This is a genomic window from Sphingomonas sp. EU05-FHT14C10, assembly GCF_058790595.1.
In genome coordinates, this window is the sequence record NZ_JBYTEN010000025.1 from 21277 (window position 1) to 41088 (window position 19812).

The 19812-nt window shown below is 65.1% G+C and carries 18 protein-coding genes; 4 read left to right on the forward strand and 14 right to left on the reverse strand.

Translation table 11 applies throughout. From position 1 onward, the window contains the following. Window positions 1–397 precede the first annotated feature (397 nt). From AC3WT0_RS17805 to AC3WT0_RS17820, 4 genes are all read left to right on the forward strand, one after another. Window positions 398–1432, forward strand: coding sequence for an efflux RND transporter periplasmic adaptor subunit (locus tag AC3WT0_RS17805; protein ID WP_352000018.1), 1035 nt, complete (start codon window positions 398–400; stop codon window positions 1430–1432). Beyond that, the gene (locus AC3WT0_RS17810; protein ID WP_327754136.1) at window positions 1429–4518 is read left to right on the forward strand and encodes an efflux RND transporter permease subunit; all 3090 of its coding nucleotides are present in this window, start codon (window positions 1429–1431) and stop codon (window positions 4516–4518) included. The genes AC3WT0_RS17805 and AC3WT0_RS17810 overlap by 4 nt, the downstream gene beginning before the upstream one ends. 84 nt (window positions 4519–4602) lie before the next feature. After that, a complete protein-coding gene (locus tag AC3WT0_RS17815; RefSeq protein WP_327754135.1) occupies window positions 4603–5550 on the forward strand; it encodes a LysR family transcriptional regulator in 948 nt (315 codons plus the stop codon). After that, a complete protein-coding gene (locus AC3WT0_RS17820) occupies window positions 5547–5855 on the forward strand; it encodes a hypothetical protein (RefSeq protein ID WP_327754134.1) in 309 nt (102 codons plus the stop codon). Before AC3WT0_RS17815 ends, AC3WT0_RS17820 begins: the two co-directional genes overlap by 4 nt. Window positions 5856–5868: 13 nt before the next feature. On the opposite strand, the gene AC3WT0_RS17825 is transcribed toward AC3WT0_RS17820, so the two are convergent. The 14 genes from AC3WT0_RS17825 to AC3WT0_RS17890 all read right to left on the reverse strand — a co-directional run bounded on the left by AC3WT0_RS17825 (window position 5869) and on the right by AC3WT0_RS17890 (window position 19799). Then, a complete protein-coding gene (locus AC3WT0_RS17825) occupies window positions 5869–6090 on the reverse strand; it encodes a DUF2274 domain-containing protein (RefSeq protein WP_327754133.1) in 222 nt (73 codons plus the stop codon). Beyond that, window positions 6087–7307: a TraB/TrbI/VirB10 family type IV secretion system protein gene (locus AC3WT0_RS17830; protein ID WP_327754132.1), complete on the reverse strand. Its 1221-nt coding sequence runs from the start codon at window positions 7305–7307 to the stop codon at window positions 6087–6089. The genes AC3WT0_RS17825 and AC3WT0_RS17830 overlap by 4 nt, the downstream gene beginning before the upstream one ends. Next, on the reverse strand, window positions 7304–8320 hold the full coding sequence (gene trbG / locus AC3WT0_RS17835) for a P-type conjugative transfer protein TrbG (RefSeq protein ID WP_327754131.1): 1017 nt from the start codon (window positions 8318–8320) through the stop codon (window positions 7304–7306). The genes AC3WT0_RS17830 and trbG overlap by 4 nt, the downstream gene beginning before the upstream one ends. Then, complete coding sequence (trbF, locus tag AC3WT0_RS17840; protein WP_208633296.1) at window positions 8317–9000, reverse strand: conjugal transfer protein TrbF; 684 nt, start codon at window positions 8998–9000, stop codon at window positions 8317–8319. Before trbF ends, trbG begins: the two co-directional genes overlap by 4 nt. A gap of 4 nt (window positions 9001–9004) precedes the next feature. Beyond that, a complete protein-coding gene (gene trbL / locus AC3WT0_RS17845) occupies window positions 9005–10387 on the reverse strand; it encodes a P-type conjugative transfer protein TrbL (protein WP_327754129.1) in 1383 nt (460 codons plus the stop codon). After that, window positions 10384–10689: a putative entry exclusion protein TrbK-alt gene (trbK-alt, locus tag AC3WT0_RS17850; RefSeq protein ID WP_327754128.1), complete on the reverse strand. Its 306-nt coding sequence runs from the start codon at window positions 10687–10689 to the stop codon at window positions 10384–10386. Before trbK-alt ends, trbL begins: the two co-directional genes overlap by 4 nt. Window positions 10690–10698: 9 nt before the next feature. After that, a complete protein-coding gene (gene trbJ, locus AC3WT0_RS17855) occupies window positions 10699–11421 on the reverse strand; it encodes a P-type conjugative transfer protein TrbJ (protein ID WP_327754127.1) in 723 nt (240 codons plus the stop codon). Continuing rightward, window positions 11418–13889: a conjugal transfer protein TrbE gene (gene trbE / locus AC3WT0_RS17860; protein ID WP_492754780.1), complete on the reverse strand. Its 2472-nt coding sequence runs from the start codon at window positions 13887–13889 to the stop codon at window positions 11418–11420. The genes trbJ and trbE overlap by 4 nt, the downstream gene beginning before the upstream one ends. After that, window positions 13886–14155 carry a VirB3 family type IV secretion system protein gene (locus AC3WT0_RS17865; protein ID WP_492754781.1) on the reverse strand — a complete coding sequence of 90 codons (270 nt, stop codon included), beginning with the start codon at window positions 14153–14155 and terminating at the stop codon, window positions 13886–13888. The genes trbE and AC3WT0_RS17865 overlap by 4 nt, the downstream gene beginning before the upstream one ends. Then, window positions 14155–14487 carry a TrbC/VirB2 family type IV secretion system protein gene (locus AC3WT0_RS17870; RefSeq protein ID WP_492754782.1) on the reverse strand — a complete coding sequence of 111 codons (333 nt, stop codon included), beginning with the start codon at window positions 14485–14487 and terminating at the stop codon, window positions 14155–14157. The genes AC3WT0_RS17865 and AC3WT0_RS17870 overlap by 1 nt, the downstream gene beginning before the upstream one ends. Continuing rightward, window positions 14484–15470: a P-type conjugative transfer ATPase TrbB gene (trbB, locus tag AC3WT0_RS17875; protein ID WP_492754783.1), complete on the reverse strand. Its 987-nt coding sequence runs from the start codon at window positions 15468–15470 to the stop codon at window positions 14484–14486. The genes AC3WT0_RS17870 and trbB overlap by 4 nt, the downstream gene beginning before the upstream one ends. Window positions 15471–15610: 140 nt before the next feature. After that, entirely contained in the window at window positions 15611–16030 is a 420-nt protein-coding gene (locus tag AC3WT0_RS17880; RefSeq protein WP_492754784.1) for a CopG family ribbon-helix-helix protein, read from the reverse strand. Beyond that, on the reverse strand, window positions 16027–18054 hold the full coding sequence (locus AC3WT0_RS17885; RefSeq protein WP_492754785.1) for a conjugal transfer protein TraG: 2028 nt from the start codon (window positions 18052–18054) through the stop codon (window positions 16027–16029). Before AC3WT0_RS17885 ends, AC3WT0_RS17880 begins: the two co-directional genes overlap by 4 nt. 14 nt (window positions 18055–18068) lie before the next feature. After that, window positions 18069–19799, reverse strand: coding sequence for a relaxase/mobilization nuclease domain-containing protein (locus AC3WT0_RS17890; RefSeq protein WP_492754786.1), 1731 nt, complete (start codon window positions 19797–19799; stop codon window positions 18069–18071). Window positions 19800–19812 lie beyond the last annotated feature (13 nt).

The following is a 19812-nucleotide window of genomic DNA, read 5'->3' on the forward strand; positions in this document are numbered from 1 at the left end:
CGCAGCCTATGCCGCGTAGCCGCTTCAAAGGCGCGTCATCCTCTCAAAGAGAATAGATGGCAAGTCATTATGACCATAAACTTAGATTGGGCTAACGGTGAGAAATTCGCATTTGTTGCCCAAGATTATTGGGGGCATCTTGTACGGCATAGCGGAGAATTACTATGCGTAAATTTGCTCATGACGTCAAAACGATCATCGGTTTGTTCGTTGCCATAAGCATAGTGGTGGACTCTGGCAACACGGTGGGGCAATAGTGAATCCGCCTGCTAGGCGCCGCCCTATCCGACAACGTCGTATCGTTCTCATTTGCGCGATTACCGCTCTCCTTGCAATTGGGGCGGTCACTTACTGGCATTTGGCGAGTCCCAAGAGCAAGCTCCCCACACACACGCCAGTGCCGGTAAGCACCGCTGTTGCTAGTCGACAGGATGTACCTGTCTATCAAACCGGGCTTGGCATCGTTCAGGCATCTTTGACCGTCGGCATTCGGCCCCAGGTCGATGGGACAATGCAGGACGTGGTATTCGTCGAAGGACAGAATGTAAGAAAAGGCGATGTGCTCGCGAGGATAGACCCACGCCTGTTCAAGGCTGCGCTCGACCAGGCTCTGGCAAAAAAAGCTCAGGATACCGCGCTGCTCGTTTCCGCCAGGAAAGATCTCGAGCGGTATAAGGCATTGGTCCTGTTGGAGGCGATAGCGCGGCAAACCGTCGACCATCAACAGGCGACAGTCGATCAACTGGAAGCATCCATTGCCGCAGACGAAGCCGCGATCGAGACGGCGCGAACGCAACTCTCCTACACGACAATCCGCGCGCCAAACGACGGACGGATTGGTATTCGCTCGGTCGATCCTGGCAACCTGGTGCATGTATCCGACGCACAGCCGATCGCCGTGCTGACGCGGATCAGGCCGTCGGCAGTTCTGTTCAGTTTGCCAGCGCGCTTCCTCGACGACGTTCGTGGCGCTTTGGCCGTCGGTGCGGTTGAAGTGACGGCATTGGACCAGGACAATTTGCGTCCCCTCGGCACCGGAAGGCTCCTCCTCGTGGACGGTACGGTCGATCAGGCCACCGATACCATTCGTCTGAAAGCCATCTTCCCCAATGATGATGAACGGCTCTGGCCTGGTGAGTTCGTCAACGCGCGTTTGTTGCTCAAGACACTCGACAATGTCGTCGTGGTTCCATCGGCTGCGGTCCAACGAGGGCCGAAGGGCTTATTTCTATGGCTCGTGACAGGGCATAACACGGCTGAAACCCGACAGATCAAGACCGGGCCGTCGAGTGGCGATCTGACGGTGATCACGTCGGGTCTTCGCGAGGGTGAGCGTGTTGTGACGGCGGGACAGTTCAAGCTGAAGCGCAATGCGCAGGTACAGATCAGGGCCACGTTATCGATGTCGCCAAGGCCCGAGGGCGTTAGGTGAATCTCTCCGCACCATTCATCGCGCGGCCAGTCGCAACGACATTGCTGATGGCGGCCTTGGCGTTCCTCGGCATTGCCGCATTTCCGCTCCTGCCCGTGGCTCCGCTGCCGCAGGTGGATTTCCCGACCGTTCAAGTCACCGCGACGCTTAGCGGAGCGAGCGCTGAGACGATGGCTTCATCAGTTGCGACGCCGCTGGAGCGCCAACTCGGGCAAATCGCGGGCGTTACCCAGATGACATCGGTTAGCGCTCTGGGCGCGACATCCATCACGGTTCAATTTGATCTCGATCGCAACATCGATTCCGCTGCGCAGGATGTGCAGGCGGCGATCAACGCCGCATCCAAGACCTTGCCGCAATCGATGACGACGCCGCCGACCTATAAGAAGCTGAATCCGGCCGACGCACCCATCCTCGTCCTTTCGGCAAGTTCAGACACCATCCCGCTGACCGGCGTCAATGAATATGCCGACAATTATCTCGCCCAGAAAATCTCCCAAGTCCCCGGCGTGGCCCAGGTTTCGCTCGGCGGCGAGCAGAAGCAGGCGATCCGTATCCAAGTTGATCCAGCCAAGCTCGCCTCGCGCGGATTGACACTCGAGGAAATACGGCCCGTCCTTGCCAGCGCCACGACAGAGAGTGCCAAGGGAGCACTCGACACTGGCAAGCTGAGCTTCACAATTCGCGCAAACGACCAGATCACCGAAGCAAAAAAATTCGATGATGTCGTACTCGCTTACCGTGACGGCGCCCCTGTCAGAGTCAACGACGTCGGTCAGGCAGTTTTCGCCGCATCCGATCGAACCGCGGCGGCCTATGACAATAATAAGCCCGCGATCCTTCTCACGATCTATAAGCAGCCAGGCGCCAACGTCATCGACACCGTTGACCGGATTAAGGCGCAACTGCCCAGCCTCACAGTCGACATCCCACCGGCCATCACGATCCACACCGTTCTGGACCGAACGACCACCATCCGCGCCTCGGTGCACGACGTCGAGTTTACGCTCCTCTTGACCATCGGTCTCGTCGTGATGGTGGTCCTGCTTTTCCTGCGCAATATCTGGGCGACGGTGATCCCGAGCGTCACGATCGTGCTCGCGCTGCTGGGATCGTTCGCAGCCATGTATATGCTTGGCTTCAGTCTCGACAATCTGTCTCTGATGGCCTTGACGATAGCTGTCGGCTTCGTCGTCGATGACGCGATTGTCGTCGTCGAAAATATCTACCGTCATCTCGAAAATGGAGTGCAACCCTTTGAAGCTGCGCTGAAAGGCTCGCGCGAGATCGCATTTACAGTGCTATCCATCAGCTTCTCGTTGGTCGCCGTTTTCATCCCGCTTTTGCTGATGGGTGGAATTGTCGGCCGTTTGTTTCGAGAGTTTGCTCTAACCGTGACGGCGGCGATCGCAGTCTCAGCGCTGGTGTCGCTCACGCTCGCGCCGATGCTCTGCTCGCGCTTCATGCGCCGGGAGGAGCCCGCGGGTCACGGCCGCGTCTACCGCGCTCTCGAAGCGTTCTTCAACACGATGCTGTCCGGCTATCAACGCACGCTTGACATTGTGCTGCGCCATCAGGCGGCCACCCTGGGCGTGTTCTTCCTGACGGTGATGCTGGCCGTGGTCATGGCCATCCAGATACCCAAAGGCTTTTTTCCAATTCAGGACACCGGCCTGATCGGCGGCTTGGCGGAGGCCGCTCAGGAGGTGTCGCCCGAGGAGATGAAGCGTCTCCAACGCCTGCTCGGCGATGTCATTCTCAAGGACCCTGGTGTCGAGGGAGTTGCCTCATGGACAGGGAGCACCGGTGGCAACGGCAATGCGCAGACTGCGAATACCGCTCGCTTTTATATCGTTCTCAAGCCGCGCGATGAGCGCACGAAAACAGCATCCCAGATTATCGATCGTTTGAGACCGCAAATTGCAAAAGTCCAGGGCGTCAAGCTCTCCATGTCAGCGACACAGGACATCACCGTAGGCGGCCGCTCTTCGCGCGGCAGTTTTCAATATACCTTGCGGAGCGCCGATAACATCGAGTTGACTACGTGGACGCAGAAGATGCTCGAGAAAATGCGCGAACTGCCGGAACTCGCGGACGTTGCCACTGACCTTCTCGCTGAAGCGCCACTGCTCACCGTGGACATCAATCGGGACCAGGCCTCGCGCTTTGGGATTTCGGCACAAATGATCGACGATACGCTCAACGATGCCTACGGACAGCGACAGGTCACGCAATATTTCACTCAACTCAGTACATATCCGATCATTCTCGAGGCGACGCCGTCACTGCAGCGCACGCTTGCATCGCTTGATCGGCTCTATGTGCGGTCTCCGCTGACGGGCACTCCGGTAGCGCTTTCCGCGCTTGTGAAAGTGGATACCTCCCACATTGGCTCATTATCGGTAACGCATCAGGGCCAATTTCCGGCTGTTACCCTGTCGTTCAATCTTCGGCCTGGTGTTGCGTTAGGGGAGGCTGTCACCGCCATCAACCGTGCCGCAGATGAGATTAACATGCCGGGGACAGTGACCGGCGCGTTCCAGGGTAATGCGGAGGCGTTCCAGGCATCTCTGTCGACGATGCCCGTGCTTATTATCGCCGCGCTCGTCGTAATCTATATCATTCTCGGCATCTTATATGAGAGCTTCATTCATCCGTTGACCATCCTGTCCACATTGCCGTCGGCCGGCGTCGGGGCGCTGCTTGCGCTGTGGATGGGAAATATGGATCTTTCGGTGATCGGCATCATCGCGATCATCCTATTGATCGGCATCGTCAAGAAAAATGGCATTATGCTGGTCGATTTTGCCATCGTCGCCGAGCGAGACCGGCATCTTACGCCAGCCCAAGCCATTCGCGAGGCGTGTCTCTTGCGTTTCCGCCCTATCCTGATGACGACGGGGGCGGCATTGATGGCTGGCATTCCGCTCGCGCTCGGCACCGGCACTGGTTCGGAGCTGCGTCAACCGCTCGGCTATGCGATAATCGGCGGACTTGTGTTTAGTCAGTTGCTCACGCTCTACACGACGCCGGTAATCTATCTTTATCTCGGCCGGTTCCAAATATGGATAAAGAAAAGTGACTAAATTTACTTATTCCGCTCAACATAAGGCAACTTTAAAAATAAGCCATAGTTCCGCGATTTATTACGTATAATTATAGGAAAATATTTGACTGAACTTCGTCAACTTCGCTATTTGATCGCAGCGGATGAGGCAGGTAGCTTCAGCCGAGCGGCCCGCAATCTGAACATCAAGCAAGCCACACTCAGCCGACACATCCTGCAAATCGAGAAGCGCCTAGGCATGGTGCTCTTCAACCGCATGACGCGCGGCGCTACGCTGACGCCGAACGGTATGATCTATCTGCGCACGGCACAGCGCATCGTAAGGGAGTTCGAGGAACTAAACGCTTGGGTCCGCGCCACGAACGACGGTCATGTCGGCAATCTCGGTATCGGCTTCTACACCTCTTTCTCCGCTGGCAATTTGCGCGCGACCGTGACCGAGTTCGGCGAACGCTATCCCGATGTCAGGGTGCGCGGGTTCGAACGAGACCGCGATATGCTGCTGGCCGGCATAGAGAACGGCCTGCTCGACATCGCGATCATGATTGGCGAAGCGCCTTACCGGGGACTGATGAGCCGCCCATTCTGGAGCGAGCGTATATTGGTGGCGATGCCGGAAGGCCATCCGCTGGCCGAACGCGAACGCATCCACTGGACCGACCTGACCCGCGAACGCTTCCTGTTGACCGAACGAGATCCCGGCCCAGAGACGCGCAACATGCTTTTGGGCAAGCTCGGGATGCCCGGCTACACGCCCGAGATCGACATGAACGACGTTAGCCGTGAAACGGTGCTGAGCGCCATCGCGCCGGGCGGGCACATGTCGATCGTTGCGGAATCAGCGCTCGGCATCCAGGTGCCGGGTGTTGTGTTTCGCGAAGTTCACGAGACCAACGGCCACATACGAGTCGGTTTCTCGGGCTACTGGCGCGACGACAATGAGAATGCGGTGTTGCGTCGGTTCCTCGATTTTGTGGCCGTCCGCTATTCGCTACCGCCCTTGTCGGGGTCGCATCCTCCGCCTCAGCAATCAGAATTGGGACCGCCATGACGCAGGGCAAGACACTCATCATCGTGCTGATAGCACTAATCGTCGGATTCGGGGCGGGCATCGTCCTACGGCCGGTGATTATTCCTGTCGGTCAGACAAGGGCCGTCGCCGGCCCACCTCTTGCCGCCCCGGCGCCCCCCGGGGCACGCAGCACGCAATATTTCGCGGCGCATCTAGATGAAGGGCGCCGGATCGTGGCAGGCTGCGCGCAGGGAACGGTGCGCGGCGACGAGTGCGCCAATGCCGAACAGGCCGTCACCGAGGCCGATGGCCGGGATCGCTTCAAGCGTTTCCTGGGCAAGTAGGGCGGACGCTCCCTCACTTCGCCTGGGCGCGATGCCGGCGAAAGGCGCGATCGGTCTCCATGAACCGGGTCAGCATCGGCGCGACCAGCTTGTCGGGTTTGGCCGGCGGTTCCCCGGTCTCGGCGGCGAGTGCGGCGGCATAGGCAACGAGATCGCGATGGACGGCGGCGGGCAGTTCCACCGTGAACTTGACCGGCCGGTCATCGGCCAGCGGCCCCAGCTTCAATTTCGTCATTGTGTGCCTCCAACGGGTTCGAGCACCAGGTCGCGCGTGATGACCACGCGCAACGGATAGCCCGGCCGGATGGTGAGCGTCGGCTGCACGTCCAGTTGTCGCCGCACGATCTGCTGGCCGCTCTGGTTGATGGTGTCCTGGCTTGCCCGGCGCAGGGCGCGGGTGAGATCGTCGTCGCCATCCGCGCCCAGCTCGGCGCCCACGCCGAGCAGCGTCGAGATGGCGGCGGCTTTGAGCATGTTGCCCCAATGCTGGTCCACGCGGTCCTGTAGCCCGGCGAAGCCCGCTGCATCGGCGCCGGGCTGGCGTTCGAGAACGATCGAGCGGCCGTCGGGCATTATCAGCCGGTCCCAGACAAGCAGCACGCGGGTCTGGCCGGCGGCGATGTCGCTGTCATATTCGCCGATCAGCCGCGCGCCTTGGGGGATGAGCAGGATGCGTCCGGTGATGCTGTCATAGACGTTGGCCGTCACCTGGGCGGTGATCTGACCGGGAAGGTCGGAACGGATGCCGGTGATGAGCGCGGCCGGGATGATGCTGCCCGCCTGGATGATGTTGGGCGATGCGGGCGGTGCAAGCCGTTCGACGCTAACCGTGCGCTGGTTGGACGCCTGCGCCATGAAGGCGCGCTTGGCGGGCTGGTCTCCCTGCGCCGCACCGCCAACTTGCGGCGCCGCCGCCTGATCCGGCGCGATCGTGGCAGGCTGCACGGCCGCGCCGGCATTCTGTGCGCTGTGGCCCAGGAACACCGAACTGGTGCGCGCCGCGTCGCGTTCCTGGATGATACGTTGCCGAGCAGCCTCCGCCGCCTGCGCGCGAGGATCGGTCGGCGTGCCGGAGGAACCGATCGCTGACACGGGCACGTTCTCGCCGCGCTGCTGTGCCGAAACGATGGGCCGGCCAAGATCGCCGGGAAGCGGCAGGCCAAGCCGAGGCGCCTGCGTATAGTCTTTCGGCGCTGACGTGATGGCCTCGGCCGTTGCGCGGCCATTGGTGTTGTAGAGTTCCTTGGCCTCGCGATGGCCTGCCGGTTTAAGCGCATAGATCAGCGACCCGCCGATGCAGAGGCCGGTGGTGATGCCAAGGACAGCCAGGGCTTTACGCGACAGGCGCATGACGCGCGGCGTCGGCCCACGAAGCTGAAAGGCTTGCGGATCGGATGCGGGCGCTTGCGGGCTTCCCGTTTCCGGTGCGGGCGTATCGGCGGGATCGCTCACGGCCGCCCCTTTCGTCCGTCGTCGCGCTCGATGCGCACACGCTGTTCGCTGTGCTTGTCGCCCAGGCGCAGCTCGGCGGCCGCGAACAGGCGGTCCACCACCATGTAGCGGCCCTGGACGCGATAGTTGACCAGCTCGGCACTGCCGGCCGCGCCGATCACGAACAGCGGCGGCATCTCGCCCTGCGAGATCCCGGCTGGAAACTCGATATAGACCTGTCGGCCATCGTCGAAGGCGCGCAGCGGCTTCCACGGCGCGCGGTCGCCGTCGATGCGGTAGCGGAAATTGAGCGCGGCGACGTTCACCCCGGTCGCCACAGGCGCGACAGAGACCGCCGCCGCGTTCCGGCCCGCCAACGCAAGCAGCGTATCGTGCGGATAGATCCAGGAGACCGACGCCATGTAGGTAGCGGGCGTGGCGCGCAGTTCCAGATGGTAGGTGCGCCTGTCGCTGTTGATGACGAGGTTGGTCGTGATGTCGGGCCGGGTGGGCTTGACGAGGATATGCACGCGCGCGGTAGGACCGGCGCCGCTTGTCGTATCGCCGATGATCCAGCGCACGGTATCGCCAGCCGCGACCGGGCCTGGCCCGACGAGTTTCTCGCCTTCCTGCAAGGCGATGTCCGTCACCTGGCCGGGCGCGGCATAGACCTGATAGAGCGCGCCGTCGGTCCACGGATATTGCTGGATGGAATTGAGGAAACCGTCGCGCACGGGCTGCATCCGCGCCGCCGCATTGGCCGCGCTGACGCGCTTGCGGGGATCGGCCGGCTCGGTCGTTGGCGTGCTCTGCGCCACCGGCTTCAACTGGCCAGGCAGTGGCAAAGGCTCGGGGATCGTCACCACCTTGACCGGCTTGGGCGGCTCGGGCGCAAGCGTTGCAGCGACCTCGGCCGGCGGATTGTCATAGGAGATGGCGGGTGGATTCGCCGATGTGGTGGCGCACCCGCCGAGCGCCGCGGCGGACGCGAGCAGGACCGCCGAGGCGGCGCGATGGAAAGGCACATGCGTCATTGCGACAGCTCCTTTGACCAGTTGAGGGCGTTGACGAAGACGCCGAGCGGGTTCTTGCGCAGCGCGTCGGGCGTGCGCGGCGGTTGCACGACGATCGTGAGGATGGCCGACCAACGCTCGGTCGCGGCGAGGCTCCCGTCCTGGTAATGGCGTTCGGTCCAGGCGACGCGGAAACTGTCGGGCGAGGCCCGGATGACGCTCGACACGTCCACCGCGACCTGCGCCTTGCCGATCTGCGCGAACGGGTCGTTGGCGCGGGCGTAATCGTTGAGCGCCGCCGCGCCCTTGTCGGTCGTGAAGTCGTAAGCGCGCAACCAGTTCTGCCGCACCACGATCGGATCGTCGGGGATCGAGCGCACCTCCTCGATGAAGCGGGCGAGGTGAAAAGCGATCTGCGGATCGGTTGGATGGTAGCCGGCCTCGGCGGGCGCGACGGCCTGGGCCTGGCCCAGCCGATCGACCTCGACCACCCAGGGAACGATGGTGCCGCGCGCCGACTGCCAGACGAGACCGCCTGCGAGTCCGCCGGCGAGGGCCAGCGCGCCGAAGAAGGCGAGGCGCCAGTTCTTCGCCTGGACGCGGGCGGAGCCGATCCGATCGTCCCACGCCTGCACGGCGCGTTGATAGGGCGTGACGGGTTCGGGCATCTGGCCGTAGCGGATTGTCGGGCGTCGGAACATGGGCTCAGTCCTTCTCCTTGATGTCGGGGCCACCGCCGCCGCCGTGGCTGTCGCCGGCCTTCATCGTGTGGGTGAGAATGGTGGCGCCGTGCGTGACGGACTGCCGGTGCTTCATTGCAGCAGCCCAGGCGGGGGCGCCGGAGGCGCTGGCAGCAGGGACTGAACCGGCCGCGGCGGTGGTGGCAGCGGGTGCAGGGCCGCCGGTGATGGTGCCGCCGGTGGCGGTGAAGCCGCCACGCGCGCCGGAACGGAAGCTGGTCTTCATCGCCGCGCCGCCCTTGGCGGCCGCGTTGCGCAGCGGCGAGAAGACGGCATTGGCCGCGCTTCCCGCCGCGGCCTGACCGGCTGCGGCCATGCCGCCCGCGACGGCGCCGGCGCCGGTCTTGCCGAGGGAGCCGAGGCTGTAGGCGCTCGTAGCACCTCCCGCCATCTGCGCACCGCCGCGCGCGGCGGCGGCGGTCATCCGGCCGGCCGTGCCCATAGCGGAACCGGCGGCGCCCATGCCGAGGCGCGTGAGCGCAGCGCCGCCAACCAAAGCGCCGCCTGCCGCCAGCGCCGTGCCTGCCGCGGCGCCCGCCCCGAGTTGGGGGCCGCCCGAGACGATGCCGTTGGCGATGCCGGGGCCGAAGATAGCGAGGCCGAGCAGCGACAGTGCTGCGAGCGCGATCGCCATGACTTGATTGATGTCCGGCTCGACACCGAGGTTGGCGCTGGTGAACTGATTGAACAGCGTCGTGCCGATGCCGGTGATGACGGCGAGCACCAACACCTTGATGCCGGTCGAGACGACATGGCCCAGCACGCGCTCGGCCATGAACGCGGTCTTGTTGAAGAAGGCGAAGGGAAGCAGGACGAACCCGGCGAGCGTGACCAATTTGAACTCGATCAGCGTGATGAAGACTTGGACGGAGATGATAAAAAACGCCAGCACCACGATCAGCCAGGCGATCAGCAGCACGAGGATCAGCGCGAGGTTGGCGAAGACGGCCCAGAGGCTGGAATACTGGCCTGCCGCGTCGAGCAGCGGCTTGGCCGCCTGAAGGCCGGTGGCGGCGATCGTGCCCGGCTTCATAAAGTCCGCGATCGACATGCCGCCGCCGCTCGCCTGGAGGCCGAGCCCGGCGAAGCTCTCGAAGACGATGGTGGCGAGGTTCTGGAAGTTACCGATGATGAACGCGAAGGTGCCGATGTAGAGCGTCTTCTTGACGAGCCGCTGAAGCACGTCCTCGTCCGCGCCCCAGGCCCAGAACAGGCCGGCGATGGTCAGGTCGATGGCGATGAGCGTGGTCGAGAGAAACGCGACTTCGTGGCCGAGCAACCCGAATCCGCTGTCGATGTAGGTGCTGAAGACCGACAGGAAGGTGTCGATGACGCCGGTGTCGTTCATGGCGCGACGCCTTCGGCATCGGTCGGCATGTTCCCGTCGCTCGGGTGCCCGGGCGCGGGCATGGCCTGGTGAAAGAAACGGCGCCGGTTTGCGGCCCAGGCTGCTTCGCAGCCGCTATCGGGCATGGTGAGCGTGGCGCAGCGATCCAGTTCGCGCGCGAGCCGGTCGTGACCTTCGTCCGCCACTGCGGCTGCCTGTGGCGCGGCTGACGGCTCGCGGTCGTCGGTGGCCGCAAGGATCGCCACCGCCATCATCATGCCGGCCAGCGCCGCCACCCCCGCGATCTTCGCCGTGCGCGACATCGCCCGGCCTCAGTTGCCCATGAAGCGGCGGAACCGCTCACGGCCTTCGGCTTCCTCGGCGGTTTGCCGGGCGGATTGCAGCGCCTGCGCTCGGCCCTGGGCCGCCACGGCGGCGGTGAGGTCGGCGATCTGCTGCGATTGCAGCGCCAGGAGCTGGTTGCCCGCCTGCGTCGCCTGAAGCGCGCCGGTCGCCGACTGGCTGGCCGAGACCAGGCCGTTCATCGTCGTGCGCTCGCCCTCGATATTGCCGACGACGCCGGCCTGGACGCGCATGGCGTCCTCGAACGCGCCGACGCTATCTTCCCAGCGTGCATTGGCGTTGGCGACCATCTGCGCGTGATCGCCGGTCAGCGCCGCGCCCTTGTAGCGGTCGGTGAACGCCTGCTGGACGTTCTGCACGTCGTAAGCGATGCGCTGTGCCTGCCCGAGAAGTTGCTGCGTGCGTTGCACCTGTTGCTGCAACTGCTGGAGCGAGCTGAACGGCAGCGACTCCAGGTTCCGCGCCTGATTGACGAGGCTCGTCGCGGCTTGCTGGATTTGCTGGATCTGGTTGTTGATCTGCTGGAGCGAGCGGGCCGCCGTCAGCACGTTTTGAGCATAATTCGTCGGGTCATAGACGATCCCGCCGAAGCCCAACTGTGCATGGGCCGGCATCGGCGCGATCGCCGGCAGGGTCGCCATCGTAGCGAGAGCGCCGGCCATGAGGGCGCGGCGAATGGCAGGCAGTTTCATGGTTCGATCTCCATATCTGGCGTGAGCGGGAGTTCGGGCTCGCGGTCGGACACAGGGTCCGGCAACAGCTCGACGACCCAGGCGCAGCCGCGATGGCGCAGCCATTCGGCGGCGAAGGCGGGGGCGCCGTGGGTTTCGATGATCTCGGCGATGGCGAGCTGATCGGTCTTGGCCGAGGCGGCGGCGAAGGCCAGCGCGACCTCGCCCAGCCCCAATTCAAACAGCCGGTTGCCGCGCCGCGACTGGCAGTAATAATCGCGCTTGGGCGTCGCCCGGCTGAGGATTTCGATCTGCCGCGCGTTGAGGCCGAACCGCTCGTAGATGGCCGCGATCTGCGGTTCGGCCGCGCGTTCGTTGGGCAGGAATATCCGCGTCGGGCAGGATTCGATGATGGCCGGCGCGATGGCGCTCGTCTCGATGTCGGCGAGGCTCTGCGTGGCGAAGATGACGGAAGCGTTCTTCTTCCTGAGCGTCTTCAGCCATTCGCGGAGCTGCGCGGCGAAGGCCGGGCTGTCGAGCACCAGCCAGCCCTCGTCGATGATGATGAGCGTCGGCGAACCATCCAGCCGGCCTTCGATCCGGTGGAACAGATAGGACAGCACGGCCGCGGCAGACCCGGCGCCGACCAGGCCCTCGGTCTCGAACGCCTGAACCGACGCCTCGCCAAGCCTCTCGGACTCGGCATCGAGCAGCCGGCCCCACGGCCCGCCGATGCAGTAAGAGGCGAGCGCCTGCTTGAGCGTCTGCGATTGTAGCAGGACGGTCAGTCCGGTCAGCGTGCGTTCCGGCATCGGCGCCGACGCCAGCGAGCCGAGCGCAGACCAGATGTGCTCCTTGGCCTGCGGATCGACCGCGACGCCTTCGGATGCGAAGATCGCTGCCAGCCATTCCGCCGCCCAGGCGCGCTCCGCCGGATCGTCGATGCGGGACAGCGGCTGCAACTGGACGCCGCCATCGTCGTCACCGGAAAGACCGCCGCCCAAGTCCTGCCAGTCGCCGCCCATGCCGAGCGCGGCGGCGCGGATGCTGCCCCCGAAATCGAACGCGAAGACCTGGCCGTTCTCGTAGCGGCGAAACTGCATCGCCATCAGCGCGAGCAGCACCGATTTTCCCGCGCCGGTCGGGCCGACGATCAACGTGTGCCCGACATCGCCGACGTGAAGGGAAAACCGGAACGGGGTCGAGCCTTCGGTCTTGCCGTAGAGCAAGGGGGGAGCGCCGAAATGCTCGTCCCGCTCCGGCCCCGCCCATACCGCTGACAGGGGGATCAGGTGGGCGAGATTGAGCGTGGAGATGGGTGGCTGGCGGACATTCGCGTAAACTTGGCCGGGGAGACTCCCCAGCCATGCCTCGATCGCGTTCATGCCCTCGGGGATGACGGCGAAGTCGCGGCCCTGAATGACCTTCTCGACCAGCCGCAGCTTTTCGGCGGCGATGGCCGGGTCGCGGTCCCACACCGTGACCGTCGCGGTGACGTAGGCCATGCCGGCATAGTCCGCGCCCAGCTCTTGCAGGGCGGTGTCGGCGTCGGCCGCCTTGTTCGAGGCATCGCTGTCGAGCAGCGTCGAAGCCTCGTTGGTCATCACCTCTTTCAGGATCGCCGCGATGCTTTTGCGCTTGGCGAACCATTGGCGACGGATGCGCGTCAGCAGCCTGGTCGCATCGGTCTTGTCGAGCATGATCGCGCGGGTGGACCAGCGATACTCGAAGGCCAGGCGGTTCAGCTCGTCGAGCAGGCCGGGAAACGTGAGGCTTGGGAATCCCACGACCGTCAGAGCGCGCAGATGATGATCGCCCAGCTTGGGTTCGAGACCGCCGGTCAGCGGCTCGTCGACCAATAGCGCGTCGAGGTGCATGGGCGTCTCGGGGACGCGCACGCGCTGGCGCCGGGTCGAGATCGTTGAATGAAGGTAGGTCAGGGTCTCGCCATCGTCGAGCCAACGGACCTCGGGGACGAAACCGTCGACCAGACCCAGCACGCGGTCGCTGCGGTCGGCGAAGTTCTTGAGCAACTCCCACGGATCGACCCCGGACGTCGAGCGGCCCTCGTAGAGCCAGCCTTCGGCCCGCGCGGCTTCCTCGGCGGGCGGCATCCACAACAGGGTCAGATAATAGGCGCTCTCGAAGTGGCTGCCCGCTTCGCGGAACTGTTCGCGCCGCTCCATGTCGACGAGCGCCGAGACCGGATCGGGAAACACCGATCCCGGGTAGTTGAGCGCGGGCGTGCGCTGCGCCTCGACGAAGATTGCCCAGCCCGAGCCGAGGCGGCGCAGCGCATTGTTCAGCCGCGCGGTGGTGGCGACCAGCTCGGCCGGCGTCGCGCTGTCGAGATCGGGACCGCGAAAGCGCGCGGTGCGCTGGAACGAGCCGTCCTTGTTGAGCACCACGCCTTCGCCGACGAACGCCGCCCAGGGCAGGAAGTCGGCCAGATGCGCGGCCTTGTTGCGATATTCGCGCAAGGACATCATGGCCGCATCCACGCCGGATAGCGAAGGTGCCGCCGGGCTACGTCCACGAACTGCGGATCGCGCCGCGCGGCCCAGACCGAAATCGCGTGGCCGATCGCCCAGATCACCAGGCCCGCGATCCAGAGGCGAAGGCCGAGGCCGATGGCGCCCGCCAGAGTGCCGTTGACGATGGCGAGCGCACGGGGGGCACCGCCGAGCAGTATCGGCTCGGTGAGCGCCCGGTGGACGGGGGCGAAGAAGCCCGCGATCGAGTTGTCAGCGTCCATCAGATCAGCGCCCCGCCGCCGAACGAAAAGAAGCTGAGGAAGAAGGAGCTGGCCGCGAACGCGATGCTGAGGCCGAAAACGATCTGGATCATGCGCCGCGCGCCGCCCGAGGTGTCGCCGAACGCCAGCGTCAGGCCGGTGACGATGATGATGATGACCGCGACGATCTTCGCCACCGGCCCCTCGATGCTTTCGAGGATGCTTTGCAGCGGCGCTTCCCACGGCATGGAGGAGCCGGAGGCATAGGCAGGAACGGCAGCGGTCAAGGCGACGAAGCTGGCGGTTACGGCGAGCGCGGCGCGGCGTGCGCGGCCCGACAAGGCGTGGATCATGGTGTGTCTCCTTGGGGTGCGGGTGTGAGAGAGGTCAGCCGGTAGTCGCCGGTCGCGGCGTCGAGCCCTTCGACGCGGGCTAGTTCAGCGAGGCGCCGGCCGTGGCCGTCGCGGACCAGGACCGCGATCAGGTCGATGGTCTCGGCCAGCAGCGCTCGCGGAACCGTGACGACGGCCTCCTGGATGAGCTGCTCCATGCGGCGCAGCGCGCCGAGCGCGGTGCCGGCATGGATCGTGCCGATGCCGCCCGGATGGCCGGTGCCCCAGGCTTTGAGGAGATCGAGCGCCTCGGCCCCGCGCACCTCGCCGATGGGAATGCGGTCGGGCCGCAGGCGCAGTGATGAGCGCACGAGATCGGACAGCGAGACGATCCCGTCCTTGGTCCGCATCGCCACGAGATTGGGCGCGGCGCATTGCAGTTCGCGCGTGTCCTCGATCAGAACGATGCGGTCGGTCGTCTTGGCGACTTCGGCCAGAAGCGCGTTGACCAGCGTGGTCTTGCCGCTGCCGGTGCCGCCCGCAACGAGGATGTTGGCGCGACTGTCAACGCCATGCCGCAGCGCCGCCGCTTCCGCGGCCGACATGATCCCGGTCGCCGCATAATCATCGAGCGTGAACACGGCGACGGCCGGCTTACGGATCGCAAACGCCGGGGCGGCGACGACGGGCGGGAGCAGCCCCTCGAACCGCTCGCCGCCTTCGGGCAATTCAGCCGAGACCCGCGGCGAACGCGCGTGAACCTCGGCACCGACATGGTGGGCGACCAGGCGCACGATCCGTTCGCCGTCTGCGGCGGCGAGCATCATGCCGGTATCGGAAATCCCCTCGCCCAGCCGATCGACCCAAAGGCGGCCGTCCGGGTTCAGCATCACTTCGATGACGGCGGCATCATCGAGCCAGGCAGCGATCGACGGCCCGAGCGCGGTGCGCAGCATTCGCGCGCCGCGTGCATTCGCCTCGGATCGGATCGGGTGGATGGACAAGAGATGGCCCCTGAATTGGGCCGGGCGAACCGCCGCCCGACATCAGGGACACATCAAGAAAGGCAGAAGAAATCGGGATTCAACAAAGAAATGCGGTCATCGTAGTCTGGCGCAGAGATACAAGAACTGGCGTAGTTTGCTTATTCTTCCTGGGGCGCAAAGTCCTCGCCGATTTCCTGTCTGACCTTCGGACCCTTGGCGAGTCGGCGGCCCAGCGCCTCGATGAAGGCGTCGTAGCGATCACCGCCCTGACGGCGCAGGACGGCCCGTTCCGCTTCGGGCGGCGGCGGGGTGTTTGACAGCCAGAAGCGGACGAACAGCGCGATCATCTCGACGCCGATCCCGACATCACGCTCAAGCCGGGTCTGGCGGCGGTCGAGCCGGTCAAGCCGCTTGGCAATGGCGGCCTCGCGCTGTTCGTCGGCGTCGGGCGAGAGGAAGGATGCGATGGCGGCCTCGGCGACCAGAGAGCGCGACTTGCCGCGGCGATCCGCGTAGGCGGCGAGCGCCTGCATCACCTCCGGGTCAAGATAGACCGAGAACGGCGTCTTGGTGGTCATAGCTCGATGCCGTCGTCGGGATCGAGCGACGCCTGCTGCGCCATATCCTGCATGTGGCGTCGCACGGTGGCTTGGCGCGCCGTATCGGTATCGGGTTCGTCCAGCTCGAACTCATTGGCGGGCGCCGGGCTTGGGGGCGGCGCGATGTCGACATGGCGCTCGATCTCCGGCTCGCGGCGCAAGTCCGCGTTCGCCGCGTCGTCATCGGCATCGGTCTTTTTCTTGCCGGCCTTCTTCTTCTTCGGCTTCTTCGGCGCTTCGGCGTCAGGCGGATCGGGCATGGGCTGCGCAGCGACCGGCGGCAAGGCGCTCCAGTCGTCGGGTCGCGGTTGCCCAACGCCAACCTTGGGGTCCGGCGGCGACAGCACCCGCTCGGTGAAGCGGCGATCCTTGAAATAGCGAATCTTCTTGGCGCGGATCGGATGCACGCCCGCGACCATGACGATCTCGTCGTCGGGCGGGAGCTGCATCACCTCGCCGGGCGTGAGGAGCTGCCGCGCGGTCTCCGACCGCGAGACCATCAAATGCCCGAGCCAGGGCGACAATCTATGACCGGCATAATTCTTCATCGCCCGCATCTCGGTGGCGGTGCCGAGCGCGTCACTGACCCTTTTCGCCGTCCTTTCATCGTTGGTGGCGAACGAGACGCGCACATGGCAGTTGTCGAGGATCGCGTTGTTGGGGCCGTAAGCCTTCTCGATCTGATTGAGGCTTTGGGCGATGAGGAAGCATTTGATCTTGTAGCCCGCCATGAAGGCGAGCGAGCTTTCAAAGAAATCCAGCCGGCCTTCGGACGGAAACTCGTCGAACATGATGAGCAGCTCGTGGCGCTCGCTTGCGGGCTTCAGATCTTCCGTCAGGCGCCGCCCGATCTGATTGAGCATGAGCCGGATGAGCGGGCGCGTGCGCGAAATGTCGGACGGCGGCACGACCAGGTAGAGCGTGGTGGACCGCGCATCGTCGACCAGATCGGCAATGCGCCAGTCGCAGCGGCGCGTCACCTCGGCGACGACGGGATCGCGATACAATCCCAGGAACGACATGGCGGTCGAAAGCACGCCCGATCGTTCGTTGGCCGACTTGTTCAACAATTCCCTCGCAGCCGAGGCGACGACAGGATGGACGCCGGCCTCGCCCAGATGCGGGGTGGTCATCATCGCGCGCAGAGTGGATTCGATCGGCTGGCGCGGGTCGGACAGGAAGGCGGCGACGCCGGCCAGCGTCTTGTCCTCGCCGGCATAGAGGACATGGAGGATCGCGCCGACCAGCAGCGCATGGGAGGTCTTTTCCCAATGGTTGCGCTTTTCGAGCGACCCTTCGGGGTCGACCAGCACATCGGCGACATTCTGCACGTCGCGCACTTCCCAGGCGCCTTTGCGGATTTCGAGCAGCGGGTTGTAGGCGGCCGATGCGGCATTGGTCGGATCGAACAGCAACACGCGCGTCTGCCGCGCGCGAAAGCCGGCGGTCAGCGTCCAGTTTTCACCCTTGATGTCGTGGACGATCGCCGAGCCCGGCCAGGTGAGCAGCGTCGGCACGACCAGGCCGACGCCCTTGCCCGACCTTGTTGGGGCGAAGCAGAGCACATGCTCGGGGCCGTCATGGCGAAGATAGTCCCGCCCCAGCCGGCCAAGCATGACGCCGTTCGGCCCGAGCAGGCCCGCCGCCTCCGCCTCCTGGCGTGCCGCCCAGCGGGCCGAGCCATAGGTTTCGGCGTTCTTCAGCTCCCGCGCCCGGCGCACCGACATGGCGATGGCAATGATGAAGCCAAGGAAGCCGCCCGAGGCCGCGATGCACGCGCCGGTCTCGAATATCTTCGGCGCGTAGGCGTCGAAGAAGAACATCCAGATGAAGAAGGCGTAGGGCGGATAGATCGGCCAGTCGCCCAGCATGAACCACGGCGGGCCGAGTTGCGGTTGGTAATCCAGCGCCGCCGCCGTCCATTGCGTCGCGATCCAGACCGTCGCGAGGACGATCGCGAAAACGGTGATGACTTGGCCCCAGAGAATCTTCGTGGCGGGCATCTTCTATCTCCTTGTCACAGCCCCAGGCCCCGCCCGCGACCGAACGACCAGTCCACACCACCATCGCCGCGCATGACGCCGGAGATGTGCTTGCCGATCTGGCGGTCGAGCGAGGGGGACCAGGGCACAAGCTGGAAGCTCAGGCCGTCGTCGATCATGGCGAAGCGGCCCGAGGCGAGCGTCAGGCGCTGGCGCACGGTGCCAGCGACATATTCACCGGGCTTGGACGGCGCGTGCGGCAGGCCGATCTCGGCCGACAGTTCCCTGGCCATCGCGTCCAGATCGCGCCGCTTGAGCGTATCGAGCAGGCCGCGCGCGAAGATGATGCGTTGGCCCTGCCGCCGCGCCAGGCCCATATCCGCAAGATGCTCGGCGCGCGCTTCCATCGCGGCGCGCACTTCGGTTCCGAAGCCGCCGCCGAGATCGCGGCCGTCGCCTGCCAGATTGCGGCGATCGAGCCAGGTGGCGCCCGGCGCGTTGACCTGCGCGTCAAGGTCCATGTCCGAGCGGACGGCGAGCGCGACCCGATCGCGCCCTTTGCGGTCGGTGAAATGGCGTAGCTCGACGATGGCGCCCGGCCGGCAATCACCCGTCGCCTCGATGTTGGGAAGCTGGACATGGTGGGTGCGCCCGTCGACCCCATCGACGATCGCATAGGCCCGGCCGTTCAGTTCGTCATGGAGGCCACGATCGACCAGCCTGCCGACAACGGACTGCGCGGGATCGGGTTCGAGCACATAGCTGGCGGCGCCCCGGTCGATGCCGCGGTCGGTCATCGCCTTGTGCATCCGCTTGATGATGTCGCCGCGTTCGCCAAGCGCGCGCAAAGCCGGCTGCGCGTCGTCCGCAAGCGTCCACTGGCCGGGCGCGATCTCACTGGCGAGGCCGAGCCGTTCCAGCTTGCGCAGCCGTCCCATCCGCAGCGTATGGTCGCCGTCCGGCCGCACGCCCGGCTCGGGCGCCATGTCGATGACGCCATCGCGCTGCTGGGTGCGCGCGAGGTCGCGGTCGATCTCGGTCCAGCGTTCGGCTTCGACCTGGCGTTCCAGCGAAGCATGGATGTCGAGGTCGCTGCGTAGCCCCAGCTCGCGGGTGACGATCCCCCGCGCGACGGCGCGCATCCCTTCGCTGATGTAATCGCGCGAGATGACGAGGTTCTGGCCGTCCTCGGCAACGCCGCGCACGATGACATGGATGTGGGGATCGTCGGTGTTCCAATGCTCGGCGGCCCGCCAGTCGAGCCGGGTGCCGAGATCCTTTTCCATCCGCGTCATCAGCTCGCGGGTGAAGGTCTTGAGGTCGGCCATCTGCGGCGCGTCTTCAGGCGACACGATGAAGCGGAAGTGGTGGCGGTCGTTCTCGCACCGCGCGGCAAAGTCGTTGCGGTCTAGCCCCTCGCCCTCGGCGCCGAACAGCACGCCCTTCTCGCCGTCGCGGGTGACGCCATCGCGTTGCAGATAATTGAGGTGGGCGGCGAGCGAGGCGTGACCGTCGTGGCGGATCACACGCGCCTTGACGACGACCTGGCGCGATCGGTGGCCGAGCCGATGGGTGGCGCGCAGGCTGGCGACGCGGCCTCGGCCGAAGGTCGAGCGGCCAGGCGCAATGATCCGGCCACGGCGCGAGACATGGCCGCCGGCGCGCTGCGCGGCGGCGATCGCCTGGGCGACGATCGGAAGCGCGCGCTGGCCGCCGCGCGAACGGATGCGGCCAGGCCGGATGCGGAAATCGTCGTCGCCGCTCATGGCGCGGCGCTCC

Bases quoted from the DNA above. Each gene is read 5' to 3' on its own strand.
- AC3WT0_RS17820 (WP_327754134.1), top strand. From the start codon at position 5,547: ATGACGCAGGGCAAGACACTCATCATCGTGCTGATAGCACTAATCGTC.
- AC3WT0_RS17825 (WP_327754133.1), bottom strand. From the start codon at position 6,090: ATGACGAAATTGAAGCTGGGGCCGCTGGCCGATGACCGGCCGGTCAAG.
- trbG (WP_327754131.1), bottom strand. From the start codon at position 8,320: ATGACGCATGTGCCTTTCCATCGCGCCGCCTCGGCGGTCCTGCTCGCG.
- trbF (WP_208633296.1), bottom strand. From the start codon at position 9,000: ATGTTCCGACGCCCGACAATCCGCTACGGCCAGATGCCCGAACCCGTC.
- trbL (WP_327754129.1), bottom strand. From the start codon at position 10,387: ATGAACGACACCGGCGTCATCGACACCTTCCTGTCGGTCTTCAGCACC.
- trbK-alt (WP_327754128.1), bottom strand. From the start codon at position 10,689: ATGTCGCGCACGGCGAAGATCGCGGGGGTGGCGGCGCTGGCCGGCATG.
- trbJ (WP_327754127.1), bottom strand. From the start codon at position 11,421: ATGAAACTGCCTGCCATTCGCCGCGCCCTCATGGCCGGCGCTCTCGCT.
- trbE (WP_492754780.1), bottom strand. From the start codon at position 13,889: ATGATGTCCTTGCGCGAATATCGCAACAAGGCCGCGCATCTGGCCGAC.
- AC3WT0_RS17865 (WP_492754781.1), bottom strand. From the start codon at position 14,155: ATGGACGCTGACAACTCGATCGCGGGCTTCTTCGCCCCCGTCCACCGG.
- AC3WT0_RS17870 (WP_492754782.1), bottom strand. From the start codon at position 14,487: ATGATCCACGCCTTGTCGGGCCGCGCACGCCGCGCCGCGCTCGCCGTA.
- AC3WT0_RS17880 (WP_492754784.1), bottom strand. From the start codon at position 16,030: ATGACCACCAAGACGCCGTTCTCGGTCTATCTTGACCCGGAGGTGATG.
- AC3WT0_RS17885 (WP_492754785.1), bottom strand. From the start codon at position 18,054: ATGCCCGCCACGAAGATTCTCTGGGGCCAAGTCATCACCGTTTTCGCG.
- AC3WT0_RS17890 (WP_492754786.1), bottom strand. From the start codon at position 19,799: ATGAGCGGCGACGACGATTTCCGCATCCGGCCTGGCCGCATCCGTTCG.